We start from the raw sequence: 14,340 nt of genomic DNA, 5'->3' as shown, positions 1-14,340 counted from the left end.
CATGACCGGACTCACCGACGGCGCCTTCCTCGACCACCTTGCCGACAGGCTCGCCGCACTGCCCGGCGTCCGCGCCGTCAGCCTCGGCGGGTCGCGGGCGCAGGGCACGCACACCGACGCCAGCGACTGGGACACCGCTGTCTACTACCGCGGGAGCGAGGGGCTCTTCGCGCCACGGCACCTGCGTGACCTGGGCTGGGAGGGCGAGGTCTCCGAGATCGGGGGCTGGGGCGGAGGCGTGTTCAACGGTGGGGCCTGGCTGGATGTCGACGGGCGGCGCGTGGACGTGCACTACCGGGATCTCGACAGCGTCGAACACGAGCTGGCCGAGGCCGAGGCCGGGCGGTGGCACTGGGAACCCCTGATGTTCCACCTCGCCGGGATTCCGTCGTACCTCGTCGTCGCCGAGCTGGCCGTCAATCGGGTGCTGCGCGGTGAGGCGCCCCGGGTCGAGCGCTATCCGGCCGCCCTGCGGAAGACCGCGCCCGAGGAGTGGTGGGGCCGCGCCGAGATCACCCTGCACTACGCCCGGACGGGCAACGTGCCGCTCGGCGGGCGTACCGAGGTCGTCGGCGCTGTCGCCGTCGCCGCCGCGCAGGCAGGACACGCCGTGCTCGCCGCGCGCGGGGAGTGGGTGACCAACGAGAAGCGGTTGCTGGCGCGGGCCGGGCTGCGGGCCGTCGATGAGCTGCTCGCCGACGGTTCAGTGGGGCTCGGTGACATCGTCGACGGGGCTCGGGAACTGCTCGGCGGCGCCGTGCGCGCCGCCCGTCAGCAGGGTCCCGTCAGCGGGTAGTCCGCCGCGTCCCGCCAGCCCGTGCCCGGGCCGTCCGTCACGATCAGGCGGACCGAGCTGATCTTCGCGTGCAGGGGGAGGGCCTGCGTGAACGTGTCCGCCGGGACGGCGTCCGTGCCCGCGCCGCTCGCCAGCGTCAGGTGCGGGTCCAGGCCCTCGTCGCCGAAGACGCCCCGGTAGGGGAGCGTTTCCGGCCAGCGCTCGCGCAGCGCTTTCAGCAGGGTGCGGAACGGGTCCGACGGGGACGGGTGCAGGTACAGGACGCCCGGCCAGCGGCGGACCTCGGCGAACATGCACGTGAAGGGTGGCGTGACCGCGAACACGGACTTCAGCGCCGCCTCCGTGTCGGGCGTGATGCTCGTCACCGGCAGGAACGGGTACAGCACCGTCACGTGGGCACGCGCACCCGTGCGGACCAGCGCGTCCGCCTCCGGGACGTGGATCGTCAGGGCAGTGTCGCCCGGCGCGTCGGGCCAGCCGTCGTCCGGCGTGGTGTTCTCGGGCACAGCATTCTCGGGCACAGCCAAGTGTCACATTGCGGAAACTTGGACGTTTCCGCACCTCACACACCATCCAGTACCGTTGAGGAACTGATTCCAGTTCCAGTGGCCGTTCCAGTTTCAGGCTGGCCGATGTCGTCCGGCGCCACCGCGTCCTCGTACGACAGGAGCCTGCGCATCCTCATGATCCGCCCGCACACCCTTCCGCCCTGGCTCGGCCATGCCCTGCGTGCCCAGCGCGCGCCCGTGCCGTGGCCGGCCGTCGTGCGCGGGGCGCTCGCCGCCGGGCCGCTGCTCCTTGTCGGGGTGCTCGCCGGGCGGGCGTCCAGCGGGGTGCTGCTCGCCCTCGGCGCCATGCTCGCCGGGAACATCGACCGGCCGGGCACCCGGCGCGCCGCCCTCACCCGGCTCGGCGGGCCCGCGCTCGCGGGGGCGCTCGGGATGGTGCTCGGCGGGTGGCTCGCCGGGAGCGGGTGGGTGATCGTCGGGGCGTTCGTCGGGCTCGGCCTGGTGGGCGGGGCGGCCAGCGCCGTCGGGCCCGTCGCGTCCGCCGCCGTGACGCAGCTCCTTGTGACCGCCGCCATGAGCGCGGGAATGCCGTTGCCGGAGAGCGGGTGGCAGCGGGCCGCGTTGTTCTTGTGCGGTGCCGGTTGGCTGATCGCGTTGCGGGTTGTGCTGCCGTCGCCCGTGCGCGGGCAGCGGCTCGGTTACCTGTACGACGGTGAGCGCGCCGCTGTTGCCGCCGTGTACGACGCCGTAGCTGGGTTGTTGCTCGCTGCCGGTGGGGACGAGGCCCGTGCTCGTCGTGTCGCGCTGACCGCCGCGCTCGACCAGGCGCAGGACGCCCTGCGTGGGCGGTCGCCCGGCACGCGGCGGCTGCGGGCGCAGCTCGGGGCCGCGCTGCCGCTCGCCGAGGCGGCCACCGCGCTGGCCTGGGCCGGGGCGCCCGTTCCGGCGCGGGCGGCGGCGGGCCCCGCACGGCTTGCCGCCGCCGTGCGGTCCGGGGCGCCGGTCGGGGCGTTGCCCGCGCCGGCGCGGACCGGGGCGGGGCTGCGGGCGCTCGACGACGCGCTGCTGCGGGCCGCCGAGGTGTTCGACCGGGGGAACGGGGACGGGGTCGCGACCCGGCGCCGTGCCACCCCGGGCGCCGTGCTGCGCAGGATGACCGGGCCCGCCGGACGTGAGTACGGGGTCCGGGTCGGACTGTCGTACGGGGCCGGCGCCGCCGTCGCCCAGGCCCTGCAGCCCGTGCACTGGTACTGGCTGCCCGTCACCGCCGTCTTCCTCGTCAAGCCCGATCTCGGGCCGCTGGCCTCGCGCGTGCTGTGCCGGGCGGCCGGGACCGTGGCGGGGGCGCTGCTCTTCGCCGGGCTCGCCATGGTGCTGCCGCGCCCCTTCGGCCTGGTCGCGCTCGTGGCCGTGGCCGGGGCGCTGATCCCCGTCTCGCTGCGGCACTTCGCCGCGCAGACCGCCGTGATCACCGTGCTCGTACTGGCCCTGGTCATGGTCGGCGGGGAGCCCCAGGCGTCGTGGAGCCGGGTCTACGAGACGCTGCTCGCCTGCGCCCTCGTACTCGTCGCCGGTCATCTGCCGTGGCCCGGCGCGCATCACGGGGGCGGTGTGCGGATGCGGGTCGCTGTCGCGCGGGAGGCGGCGCATTCGTATGTGACGCATGTGCTGAGCGAGGACACGGGGGCGGACCGGGTCGGGCGGTGGGTGTTGCGGCGGGAGGCGTATCGGGCGCTCGCGGAGGCGGCTGCGGCGGTTGAGCTGGCCGCGGCGGAGTTGCCTGTGCTGGCGCGGCACTCGGATGGGTCGCGGCGGGTCACCGTGGTGCTTGAGCGGTTGGTTGACGCGGCTACGGCTTGTGCGGTTCGGGGGGATGAGATGGGCGGGGTGTCGGTGCGGGACGCGGAGCGGATCAGCGGGCTGTTGGCTGAGGCCGAGTTGGCGGCGTAGCGCCGGGCGGCGTGCGGTGGTGTGCCGACTGCTGCGCCGTCGTGGCTGGTCGCGCAGTTCCCCGCGCCCCTGAGGGGGTGACGGTTTGCCGTCCGGTGGCGCGGCGTCGTGGCTGGGCGCGCCGTTCCCCGCGCCCCTGGCAGGGCGCAGGGTGTCCCGTGTGCCTGGCGGGGCGCAGGGTGTCCTGTGCCCCGCCAGGCGAAGCCGCTAGGGCTTCGGGAGGGTGCAGCCTGCGGCTGACAGGTTGATCTGGTTGCCTGTGGTGACGCACGGGACGATTCCGTACGTCTGCTGCGCGTAGTTGATGCCCTGGCGGACCGTCACCTGGCCCGCCTCGTTCACCTCGCACGGGTTGTTGTCGGTGCAGCGGCCACCGTCCTCGTTACCGGTGTTGTTGACCGCGACGACCTTGCCCGTCGCCTGGTCGAGGACCGGGGAGCCGGAGGTGCCGCCGATGGTCTGGCAGGCGGAGGTGTAGCGGACCGAGTCCTTCCAGGTCCACTCGCCCTCCTTCAGGCGGTAGGCGAAACCGTCGATCGCGCAGTTGTAGGTCCGCTTCCAGTAGCCGGAGACCACGCTGATCGCCGTGCCCGTGACGGGGTGCGCGGCCGAGAGTTCCAGGGCCTTGATGCCGTACGAGTTCTCGATGCTCTGATAGGTGCTGGTGAGCTGGTAGAGGGAGACGTCCGTGTCGGTCATCGTGCCGTACGCGATCTTGCTCGCGCGCAGCGTCGCGACCTTGCTGCCGGCCGCGTTGAGGAGGCTGAAGGTGCGGCTGGAGGCGCGGTTGACGAGCACCTCGCCGGGGCCGGGGAAGCCGGTCTCCAGGCAGTGGCCGTTGGACATGACCAGCGCCGGGTCGGTGGCCTTGGAGTTGGGGACGCGGACGACGGAGCCGGAGCAGTTGCTGAGCGCGACGGTTCCGGCGAAGGAGACCGCCTGGGCTCTGGGCGCCTCCGGCGCCGCGTGGGCCGCGGCCGGTACGGCTGACGCCGCGCAGAGCACAACGCCGGCAACCGCGCCGAGCAGTGTCTTCTTCATGTGGGGGGTTCCTCTCCCGTGCTGAGGGTGGTGCACCGGGTGGGGCGTGCGCCAGTTTTGGCATGAGCATTGCGATGACGCGCATGAGCATTGTGGGGGCGTGAGGCTCAGCGGACAACAGTGCCTTCTCAGCGAACGGGTGGCGGCGGAGGTTTCACCTCGTCAGCACGATCCACACCGGCGCGTGGTCCGAGCCCGGCGCGTCCCGGCGCGCGTCCGGGTCCTCGCCGACCGAGGGCAACTGCGCCGCGTCGTGCGGCAGGCCCGTACCCGCGTGCGTGATGCGGTCGATCATGTCCCGGGTCACGAAGACGTGGTCGATCAGTTCGCGGCGGCCCGCCTGGACGCGTGAGTAGCGCTGGTCCTCGGGGATGAGGGGCGCGATGTTCCAGAGGCGTTTGGCGTCGCCGCGGTCCGGGCGTTCGAACCCCGGTGTGCCGATCTCGGAGCCGGGCGGGCCCTGGAGGATCTGGGTGGTGGCGGCGCCGACCTCGTCGTTGAAGTCGCCGAGGACGGCGACGCGGGCGCGGCGGCCGTCGTCGCCGATCAGCGTGTCGGCGAGGACGCGTACGGCCGCGGCCTCCGCCGCGCGGCGGTGCAGGGCGTACGTCGCGTAGCGGGCGCGCTCGCCCTCGTTGTGCGGTGCGAACCGGCCGCCGGGGTAGCTGAGCAGCTTCGACTTGAGGTGGCAGACGGCGGCGGTCAGCCAGGTCACCCGCGTCGAGAACTCGACGACGAGGACGCCCCGGCCCGCCCGGTCCGTCGTCCGGCCGCTGTCGTCGACCTGCACCGGACGCAGGCCGTCGGGGAGCGCGGCGGTGTCGGCGACGACGTTCACCGGCAGGTCGCTGAGGAAGCCGACCCGGATGCCGCGCTCGTCGGGGAAGCGCGAGAGGGTGGCCGTGTACCGGCCGTCGAGCAGCTCCACGAGGTCGTTGAGCGCCTGCGGGTCGCCCACCTCCTGGAGCCCGAGCAGTGTGGGGCGCAGCAGGTTGACGGTGGTGGCGAGCGAAGCGAGTTTCGCGTCGTACGCGGCCTTGTCGCGGGGCCCGAACGGTCCTCCGGGCCGGTAGAGGTTCTCCAGGTTCCAGGTGCCGACGAGCATGGCGCACTCCATCCTCGGACGATCCGGCCCGGGCGGGGCCGGGGTCCGCCAGCGTGTCAGTGGTCCCGCCGGGGGAACAGGGGGCGGCCCCGATGCGCGGTCGGGGTGGGCGGGACGCAGGACGGACCGGTGGTCCGCCGGACGTACTGACGTACGAAGGACCGACCACAGCCCGGCGGGACGCGCCCAAGCCATGGCCCGGACCGCGCTACGACTCCGACCCCGACTCCGGCCGCACACCGACCCCGAGTGCGCACCGGCCTCGGACGTGTCCCGGCCCTGGCCGAGCCCGGCCTGGCCCGCTCCGCCCCCGGTCGCGTCCCGGTCAAGCCCGGCCACAATCGCGTCTTGGCTTTGGCCGCGTTCCGGCCCCGGTCGTGTCCTGGCCCTGGCCGTGCCCCAGCCCTGGCCGCACCCGGCCCTGGCCGAGCCTGGCCACGATCGCGTCCCGGCCCTGGCCGCACCTGGCCCTGGCCGCGTCCCGGCCCTGGCCGTGCCCCGGCCCCGGCCGCACCCGGCTCCGGTCAAGACCGGCCGCGCTCCGACCCCGGCCCCAAGTGCGCCGCGCCCCGGCCCCGATCACGTCCGCCCCAGAAAAAAACTCCCCCAGGACCGATGAGTTCCGCCCCCGCCCCCAGTCCCCCTCCCGAAGGGCCCGGTTCGAGATCCGACCCGAGGAGGGATCATGGGGCTGCCCGAAGTGGTCACGCGGGAGGAGTGGCGTGTGGCGCGGGAGGAGTTGCTTGTGCTGGAGAAGGCGGCGACGCGCGCGCGGGACGCGTTGAACGCCAGGCGGCGCGAGCTGCCCATGGTCGAGGTCGACCGGACCTACCTGTTCGAAGGGGCGGACGGCAAGGCGGAGTTGCTCGACCTCTTCGAGGGGCGGGCCCAGCTCGTGGTCTACCACTTCATGTTCGCGCCCGAGTGGGACGCGGGGTGCCGCAGCTGCTCGGGGTTCCTCGACCAGATCGGCCATCTGGCGCATCTGCGGGCCCGGGGAACCGCGTTCGCCGCCGTCTCGCGCGCGCCGTTCACGAAGATCCTGCCGTTCAAGGCCCGGATGGGGTGGACCGTGCCCTGGTACTCGTCGCACCTGAGCGACTTCAACCAGGACTTCGGCGCCACCGTCGAGAACGAGGACCGGGATGGAAACGGGGACGGACCCCAGGAGCGGCCCGCGATCAGCTGCTTCCTGCGGGAAGGGGAGCGGGTCTTCCACACCTACTCGGCGTTCGACCGCGGCCTCGACCACCTCGGCTTCACCTCGAACCTCCTCGACCTCACCGCCCTCGGGCGCCAGGAGGAGTGGGAGAAACCGGCCGGCCGCGCCTCCGCCCTCGGCGCGCCCGCGGGCAGCGCGGGGGTCCGCTACCACGACGAGTACGACGACTGAGCCGGAACCGAGCCCGGCCCCAGGACCCGGCCCGATCCGCCTGTCACGAATCCGCCTCCATCCGGCCCAACCCCGTACCGAGAAGGTGTCATTCTCGTCACGTTGCGAGTCCGGACCCGCCCTGTCAGCGTTCTCCCCCATGAGGCGTCGGAACGTTCCGGCGCCGTGCACATCGGCACGATCACGGGGGCAAGGAAGAACGATGATCAACGGACGAGTGGTACTGCGACGATTCCCGGCCGGCGGACCCCGCGGCTCCTGGCCCGCCGAGGAGTTCGCGAACCTGCGCCGCCTGGAGGGCCAGCCGGCCGAGGTGGTCATGGACCTGGCGACGGACGCGTTCCTGGTGATCGTGCGGGCGGCGGAGGCGGAGGCGGTTCCGGAGCCCGTCGGCTGAACTGGTCCGCCTGGAGCCCGTACAGCTCGGCGTAGACCCCGCCCGCGGCCAGCAACTCCTCGGGCGAGCCCGATTCGACGAGCCGGCCCTGGTCCAGGACGTGGACGAGGTCGGCGTGGCGGACCGACGCGAGCCGGTGCGTGATCAGGATGACCGTCTGGCCGGTGCCCGCGAGGGACCGGATCTTCTCGAACACCTCCAGTTCCGCGCGTGCGTCGAGCGCCGCCGTCGGCTCGTCCACGATGAGGATGCGGCCCCGGCGGTACGCGGCGCGCGCGATGCCGAGCCGCTGCCACTGGCCGCCCGACAGCTCGTGCCCGCCGCTGAACGCGCGCGCGAGCAGCGTGTCGATGCCGCGCGGCAGATCCCGTACGACCTCGCCCGCGCCCGCCTGCGCGACCGCGTCGCCGATCCGTTCCTCGGTCGGCTCGAACGCGGCGCGGCCGATGCCGACATTGACGCGCGCCGTGAACGGCCAGCGCTTGAAGTCCTGCGCCACCATCGCGACCCGCTCGGCGAGCTGCGCCCGGTCGGCGCCCGCCGCGTCGACGCCGTCCCACAGGATGCGCCCCTTCTGCGGTGCGTAGAGCCCGGCGAGCAGCTTGACCAGCGTCGTCTTGCCCGACCCGTTCTCGCCGACGAGCGCGACGATGCGGCCGGTCGGCACGGTCAGCGTCACGTCGTCGAGCGCGGGACGCGCGGCGCTGCCCGGATAGGTGAACGTGACGTGCTCGAAGCTGATCTCCCGCGGCTCGCGGGGGAGTCGCGCCCCGCCCGTCGGGATCGCGCGCCGCGCCGCCTCCACGTAGAGGCGTTTGAGGTCGCCGACGTACAGAGCGTCCTCGTGCAGGGAGTTGAGCTCCAGGACGAGCGTGTCGAGGCTCTGCGAGCCGGTGCGGATCGCGATGACCGCCGTACCCGCCACCGACAGGGCCATCGCGCCGGTCAGGAGGAGCAGCCCGAGCATCGCGTACGTCGCCGTCGTCGCGATCCCCGTCCACGCGGCGGCGACCAGGCCGGTGCGCGCCGCGAGCCCGGCGAGCCGCTCCTGTTCGGCCTCCTGCGTCTGCGACATCGAGCGGAAGTGGCGCAGCAGGAACGGGCCCACGCCGTGCACCCGGATCTCCGGCGCCGCCGCCGTGTCGATGAGCAGGCCGCTGATCAGCCGTCCCGCCCGGACGTGCTGCACCCACACATGGAACGAGCGGTAGCGGCGCCGCGCGATCGTCAGGGCGCCCCACGCACTCGGCAGCACCATCGTCACGAGGAGCGGCAGCAGCAACGGATGCAGCACCGCGAGCACGCTCGCCGCCGCGATCAGCGAGATCAGCGCGTTCACCACGCGGGTCGCGATGGTGATCATCCGGCGCGCGGACTGCGCCCCGTACTGCGCGCTGTCGAGCAGCTTGTGGAACGCGTCGTCCTCGATCGCCGCCAGCTCCACGGCCGCCGCCCGCTCCAGATACCGCTCGGTGGCGAGCCGTTCGACCTTGGGTTCGAGACGGCCGGTCGCGTACGTCGACGCCGCGCGCAGCAGCGCCGCGATCAGGAGCACGGAGGCCATGGCGATCAGCGCGGGAGCGGCGCCGCGCAGCCGCTCCGCCATCGTGCCGCCCGCGACGAGCCGCGCGAGCACGCTGTTGACGGCGAGCAGGCTCACCGCCTGCGCGACGCCCCGGCCGGACTCGGCGGCGAGGACGACGGCCGCCGCGCGCCGGTCCGCGTCGCGGGCGAGCCGGAAACTGGAGGCGAGCAGCGCGGGCAGCCGCGTCAGCATCGACCTGAAGGTCAGCTGGAGGAAGGCGTCGTCATGCGCCGACCAGCCCATGTCGTACCGCAGGGGGCCGCCGAACAGCAGCTCCTCCGACTCCGATGTCACCGGTGTGTCCAGCTCCGGCCCGGTGCCCGGCCTCTTCCTGGCCATCGGACCACCCCGTCCCCGTGCGAGTCCGCCACCGGCGACATCCTCCCCGGCTTTGGTGTCCTCTACGCGGAACGGGGCGGCGTAGTCAGGACGCGCTGAGGGGGCGGGACCAGGAAGGCGTCGTTCCGGTCACCCGGCACAGCGCCAGGTACAGGGGGATGGGCGGGGTGTACGGCACCGAGCTGTCGGGGCAGTGGATGAGGTCGGGGGCGCGCCCCGCGTCCGGCACGAGGATGCCCGCGGTGTAGCGCGCGGGCGCGGGCCACTCCAGGGCCACGTCCGAGTCCGAGGGGACCAGCCACCACCAGTGCGCCTCGTCGGCGTACACGCACCCCATGCGCGGCAGCCGCCGCGTCATCGCGCGGCCGCACGCCTCGGGCACCGCGACCGCGTCGCAGCCGAGGGGGACGGTCATGCCGTCCGGCACGCTGAGCCGTATCGTCCGGTCCGGGCGGGGGTCACGCCGTCGCCGGGCGAGCCCGACCAGCGAATCCAGCTGCATCGTCCGCGTCGTCACCACGCCACGCCCATCCGTTCCCGCCTCGCACTTCGTCGTTCCGAGCCCGCCGTGGTCAAGGGCGGGCCTCGCTCACCAGGCCCAGCCGGCGCCGCCGATGGCGTCCGCCGCGGGCACCGGGCCGGTCGCGGCCCGCGCGTCCCGGGGGAGCTCCGCCCAGACGAGCAGTCCGGGGCCGGTCTCCTGGGCGCCCCACGCCGTGGAGACGGCGGCCACGAGCAGCAGTCCCCGGCCGTGCTCCTCCTCGGGGGCGATACGGCCGCCGGTCCGTGGGTCGTCGGGTATGCAGCCCTCGTCCCGCACGGCTATCCGCACCCGTTCACCGGCGTCGTCGCGCAGTTCGTGCAGTTCACAGTGGATGCGTCTGCTGGCGGTGTGCACGATCGCGTTCGTGACCAGCTCGGAGACGACGAGCGCCGCGGCGTCACAGGTGTCCTCGCACGCCCCCCATCCCGTGAGGTGGGCACGTGTCATGCGCCGGGCCTGTGCGGCGGAGCCCGGGTGGGGAGCCAGTTCGAAGCTGCTGCGCCGGGTCGCGGGCCCCTGGGGGGTGCCCGGACGGTCACTCAGCGTAGCCTCGCCGGCTTCTGTTCCTAAAGGCGCGGACGGAATCACGTTTGCCACTATCTCCCCGTCGTGAACACTTGGCAAGAGCCACTCTGAAAAGTGCAGAGTGCAGTGTGCCGCGCCGAAGGGACATGGCACACTGCTCCAGACAGCTCGTCGCGCGGCGCCCACAGCGGGTGTGCCGCGGGGAAACCGCCGGTGAACGACCTCGCCGGGCCTTTCCGCCGCGGCTGCGGTTCGGAGACTTGACTACTGGGAGGTAACGGGCGTGAGCGAACCGCGGTCCGCGCCGACGGTCGGCCAGGTCGTTCTGGGCCGACGCCTCCAGGACCTTCGCGAGAACGCCGGACTCAAGCGCGAAGAGGCCGCGAAAGTACTCCGAGTGACCGCCGCGACCGTGCGGCGCATGGAGACCGCGGAAGTCGGGCTCAAGATCCCCTACCTCCAGCTCCTCCTGAAGTCCTACGGCGTGACCGACGCCGAGGCCGAGGCGTTCGTGCAGCTCGCCGAGGAGGCCAACAAGCCCGGCTGGTGGCAGCGGTTCCACGACATCCTGCCCGGCTGGTTCTCCATGTACGTCAGCCTGGAGGGTGCCGCCGCGCTCATCAGGTCCTACGAGCCGCACTTCGTGCCCGGCCTGCTGCAGACCGAGGACTACGCGCGCGGGGTGCTCAGATCCGGCGCGATAGGGCGGGCCCTCGCCGACGACCCCGACCTCGTCGAGCGCCATGTCGCCCTGCGCATGCAGCGCCAGAACCTGCTCACCCGGGAGGACGCGCCCCGGCTCTGGGTCGTCATGGACGAGACGGCGCTGCGCCGCCCCGTCGGCGACGCGGACGTCATGCGCGGACAGATCGACCGGCTGCTCCAGGTGATGGAGCGGCCCAACGTCACGCTCCAGGTCGCGGAGTTCGCCACCGGCCCCCACCCGGGCACGTTCGGACCCTTCGTCCTGTTCCGATTTGCCATGTCAGAACTGCCGGACATGGTCTACAGCGAGTACCTGACCGGCGCCGTCTACCTGGACGCGCGCCCCGAGGTGGCCACCCACCTGGAGGTCATGGACCGCATGGCGGCGCAGGCCGCGACGGCACAACGCACAAAGGAGATCCTCCGCGATCTCCGCAAGGAGCTGTGAATGGACCGGATCAAGGACCGGATACGAGGCGTCGACGGGGAGCCGATCTACAACGGCATGCCCGCGCGCGACCTCGGCACCGAGGGCTGGCACAAGCCGTGGAGCGGCGGCAACGGGGGCAACTGCCTCGAAGCCATGAAGCTGGCCGACGGCCGGGTCGCGGTCCGCCAGTCCTCCGACCCGGACGGCCCCGCGCTGATCTACACGCCGGGCGAGATCAACGCGTTCATCGAGGGAGCGAAGTCGGGGGCGGCGGACTTCCTGCTGTCCTGAGGCCTCGCCTCTCCGCGCCGCCGCGGCGCGACCGCGCACCCGACCCGCCGAGTACCGGGCCCGCCATCAGCCGGCCGCCCACCGCGCCGCTGAGGCGGGCCTGCGTGTTTCGAAGCCCCGCCCAGCGTTCTCCCGGGCCGCTGTGAGCGGCCATGCGCCCCGTCTAGGCACCAATTACGAGACGTGCCATCAGCTGCCAGCCCACCGCCCCGGCGTCCCCGTAGGTCGTCATAGGCCGGTCGTGCGCCCCGATCGGGGACGGGAGGCGGGGCTTGCCCGTCGGCCGGTGGTTCAGTGCCCCTGTCTCGGTGTCCCCTCAAGTTGTTAGGGGCTGGCCATGCGCCCCGATGGGGGCCGGTGGGCGGGGCTTGCTCGTCGGCCGGTGGTTCACGCCCCCGCCCCGGCGTTCCCTCAAGCCGTCATAGGCCGGTCGTGCGCCCCGATGGGGGCCGGGAGGCGGGGCTGCTCGTCGGACGGTGGTTCACTGCCCCTGTCTCGGTGTCCCCTCAAGCCGTCATAGGCCGGTCATGCGCCCCGATGGGGGACGGGAGGCGGGACTTGCCCGTCAGCCAGTGGTCGACCGCCGCTGCCGCCGCTCGGCCCTCCGCGATCGCCCAGACCACGAGGGACGCCCCGCGGCCGGCGTCCCCGGCCACGAAGACACCCGGGACGCCCGTGCCGAATGCCGCGTCACGGGCCAGGCCGCCCCGCGGCGTCATATCGAGCCCCAACTGCTCCACCAGCCCGCCCGGTTCGCGCTCCGGGCCGGTGAAACCCAGTGCGAGCAGCACCAGGTCGGCCGGCAGTTCCTGGTCGGAACCCGCGCGAGGGCGGCGCGCCGCGTCCACCTCGACCACGTGCAGCGCCCGGACCCGGCCGCGCTCGTCCCCCGAGAACCGCAAGGTCGACGCCGCGAAGAGTCGCGCGTCCGCGTGCGCCGCCGGGGCCGTGCGCAGGGCGCCCGCCTCCTCGTGCGCGGGCGACACCCGGTACAGCTTCGGGTACGTCGGCCAGGGCTCGGCCTCCTCGTCCCGTACGTCACCGGGCCGGCCGTAGATGTCCAGCTGCGTGACGGACGCCGCCCCCTCGCGCAGGGCCGTGCCCAGACAGTCGGCGCCGGTGTCCCCGCCCCCGACGATGACGACGTGCCGACCCGCCGCGCTCAGCGGCGACACGTCGAGGTCGCCCTCGCCGACCCGGTTGGCGGCGGGCAGGTACTCCATCGCCTGATGGATCCCGGCGAGCTCCCGGCCCGGCACGTCGAGGTCGCGCCAGGCGGTCGCCCCGGTGGCGATCACCACGGCGTCGTGGCGGGCCCGCAGCTCGTCGGCGGTGATGTCACGGCCGGCCTCCACCGACGTACGGAACCGCACGCCCTCGTCCCGCAACTGCGCCAGCCTGCGCTCAAGGTGCCGCTTCTCCATCTTGAACGCGGGGATCCCGTACCGAAGCAGCCCGCCCGGCCGGTCGTCCCGCTCGTACACCGCCACCGTGTGCCCGGCCCTGACCAGCTGCTGCGCCGCCGCCAGCCCGGCGGGGCCCGAGCCGACGACGGCGACCGTCCATCCGCTCAGCCGGTCCGGCGGGCGCGCGGCGACGAGCCCGTCCTGCCAGGCCCGGTCGGCGATGGCCACCTCCACGTTCTTGATCGTCACCGCGGGCTGGTTGATCGCGAGGACGCAGCCCGCCTCGCAGGGCGCGGGACAGAGCCGCCCCGTGAACTCGGGGAAGTTGTTCGTGGCGTGCAAGCGCTCGCTCGCGGCCCGCCAGTCGTCCCGTCCGACCAGCTCGTTCCACTCCGGAATCAGATTGCCCAGCGGACACGCGTCGTGGCAGAACGGGATCCCGCAGTCCATGCACCGGTCGGCCTGCGCCCCGATGACCGGCAGCAGCCCGCCGGGAACGTACACCTCGTCCCAGTCGCGGACCCGCTCCCCGACCGGGCGGCGGGGTGCCTCCTCGCGGGGCGTCCGGAGAAAGCCTTTGGGGTCGGCCATGGCCGTCTCCCTACGCAGGGCTCTTTTCGTCACGATACGTCCGGAGCCCCGAAGGGTGCGCGTCCAGCCGGCGGCGGCTACGTGAGGGCCAGCACGAACGACGCCGACGCGGCGAGCGAGGCGGCACTCCGCACATGGTTGAACAGGACCCACTCCCGCAGATACGTACGCCAGTACGCGCCGCTGCTCTCGGACTCCTCGTCCCCGGCGAGCGCCGCCAGCGCGTTGTTGCGCGGGATGTTCGCCGCGATCGTCACCCCGAACGCGCCCACCAGGTACAGGGCGCAGCCCAGCAGCAGCTCCACGGTGCCCTCGTCGGGCCACAGCACGAACGTGACCACGGCGATCACCGCGCACAGCAGCGCCGCGCCGAGGAAGACCACCATGAAGGGCGGGGTCACCGCCGCGACGTTCACGGCGTTCATCGCCGCGATGCCCCGCGCGGCGGGCAGCGCGCCGAGCCCCCGCATCACGAACGTGGAGAACGCGACGAACACCCCCGCGACGAGCCCGCACCACAGCGCCCCGCACACGACGAGCACGAAATACGGCCCCTCGATCATCCCCAGCCCCCTCCGGCGTCCCCTGGTGGGAGGGATCATCTCGCAGAAGCCGGGGGACAGGCAGCGCTTTCCCTCACCGGGACGTGCAGGGCTTTTCCGCACCGGGGTGTGCAGCGCTTTTCCGCACCGGGGTGTGCAGCGCTTTCCCTCACCGGGACAGACACTCCTTC

The 14,340-nt window shown here is 73.2% G+C and carries 14 protein-coding genes; 6 read left to right on the top strand and 8 right to left on the bottom strand.

Annotated elements, in window-relative coordinates:
* Position 1 precedes the first annotated feature (1 nt).
* Positions 2-796, top strand: a complete 795-nt coding sequence (locus N5I75_RS08420) for a nucleotidyltransferase domain-containing protein (protein WP_476675873.1) — start codon at positions 2-4, stop codon at positions 794-796.
* Here N5I75_RS08420 and N5I75_RS08415 read toward each other — a convergent pair.
* A complete protein-coding gene (locus tag N5I75_RS08415; protein ID WP_476675871.1) occupies positions 772-1,317 on the bottom strand; it encodes a 2'-5' RNA ligase family protein in 546 nt (181 codons plus the stop codon). The genes N5I75_RS08420 and N5I75_RS08415 overlap by 25 nt on opposite strands.
* A gap of 162 nt (positions 1,318-1,479) precedes the next feature.
* Here N5I75_RS08415 and N5I75_RS08410 point away from each other — a divergent pair, with 162 nt between their 5' ends.
* Positions 1,480-3,255: an FUSC family protein gene (locus N5I75_RS08410; protein WP_476676978.1), complete on the top strand. Its 1,776-nt coding sequence runs from the start codon at positions 1,480-1,482 to the stop codon at positions 3,253-3,255.
* A gap of 207 nt (positions 3,256-3,462) precedes the next feature.
* Here N5I75_RS08410 and N5I75_RS08405 read toward each other — a convergent pair whose 3' ends face one another.
* Both N5I75_RS08405 and N5I75_RS08400 read right to left on the bottom strand, forming a co-directional pair.
* Entirely contained in the window at positions 3,463-4,296 is an 834-nt protein-coding gene (locus N5I75_RS08405; protein ID WP_476675869.1) for a S1 family peptidase, read from the bottom strand.
* Positions 4,297-4,450: 154 nt separating this feature from the next.
* Positions 4,451-5,401, bottom strand: coding sequence for an endonuclease/exonuclease/phosphatase family protein (locus tag N5I75_RS08400; RefSeq protein WP_476675867.1), 951 nt, complete (start codon positions 5,399-5,401; stop codon positions 4,451-4,453).
* A gap of 685 nt (positions 5,402-6,086) precedes the next feature.
* On the opposite strand from N5I75_RS08400, the gene N5I75_RS08395 reads away from it, so the two are divergent.
* Both N5I75_RS08395 and N5I75_RS08390 read left to right on the top strand, forming a co-directional pair.
* Positions 6,087-6,794 (top strand): DUF899 domain-containing protein, encoded by a 708-nt coding sequence (locus N5I75_RS08395; RefSeq protein ID WP_476675865.1) that lies wholly within the window; start codon positions 6,087-6,089, stop codon positions 6,792-6,794.
* A gap of 202 nt (positions 6,795-6,996) precedes the next feature.
* Complete coding sequence (locus N5I75_RS08390; RefSeq protein ID WP_476675863.1) at positions 6,997-7,191, top strand: hypothetical protein; 195 nt, start codon at positions 6,997-6,999, stop codon at positions 7,189-7,191.
* On the opposite strand, the gene N5I75_RS08385 is transcribed toward N5I75_RS08390, so the two are convergent.
* From N5I75_RS08385 to N5I75_RS08375, 3 genes are all read right to left on the bottom strand, one after another.
* Entirely contained in the window at positions 7,112-9,115 is a 2,004-nt protein-coding gene (locus N5I75_RS08385; RefSeq protein ID WP_476675861.1) for an ABC transporter ATP-binding protein, read from the bottom strand. The two genes, N5I75_RS08390 and N5I75_RS08385, sit on opposite strands and share 80 nt — an antisense overlap.
* 85 nt (positions 9,116-9,200) lie before the next feature.
* Positions 9,201-9,617 carry a hypothetical protein gene (locus tag N5I75_RS08380; protein WP_476676976.1) on the bottom strand — a complete coding sequence of 139 codons (417 nt, stop codon included), beginning with the start codon at positions 9,615-9,617 and terminating at the stop codon, positions 9,201-9,203.
* Positions 9,618-9,704: 87 nt separating this feature from the next.
* Positions 9,705-10,145, bottom strand: coding sequence for an ATP-binding protein (locus N5I75_RS08375; protein ID WP_476676974.1), 441 nt, complete (start codon positions 10,143-10,145; stop codon positions 9,705-9,707).
* 322 nt (positions 10,146-10,467) lie between these two features.
* Here N5I75_RS08375 and N5I75_RS08370 point away from each other — a divergent pair, with 322 nt between their 5' ends.
* Positions 10,468-11,337: a helix-turn-helix domain-containing protein gene (locus N5I75_RS08370; protein ID WP_476675859.1), complete on the top strand. Its 870-nt coding sequence runs from the start codon at positions 10,468-10,470 to the stop codon at positions 11,335-11,337.
* On the top strand, positions 11,338-11,610 hold the full coding sequence (locus tag N5I75_RS08365) for a DUF397 domain-containing protein (protein WP_398197377.1): 273 nt from the start codon (positions 11,338-11,340) through the stop codon (positions 11,608-11,610).
* Between the two features lie 506 nt (positions 11,611-12,116).
* On the opposite strand, the gene N5I75_RS08360 is transcribed toward N5I75_RS08365, so the two are convergent.
* Positions 12,117-13,607: a glutamate synthase subunit beta gene (locus tag N5I75_RS08360; protein ID WP_476675857.1), complete on the bottom strand. Its 1,491-nt coding sequence runs from the start codon at positions 13,605-13,607 to the stop codon at positions 12,117-12,119.
* A 77-nt stretch (positions 13,608-13,684) separates the two neighbouring features.
* Positions 13,685-14,170, bottom strand: a complete 486-nt coding sequence (locus N5I75_RS08355; protein ID WP_476675855.1) for an anthrone oxygenase family protein — start codon at positions 14,168-14,170, stop codon at positions 13,685-13,687.
* Between the last annotated feature and the right edge of the window lie 170 nt (positions 14,171-14,340).

It is taken from the genome of Streptomyces sp. R818 (genome assembly GCF_056172735.1).
Note: the sequence above shows the minus strand (reverse complement) of the source record. Positions and strands in the feature narration are given on the sequence as shown.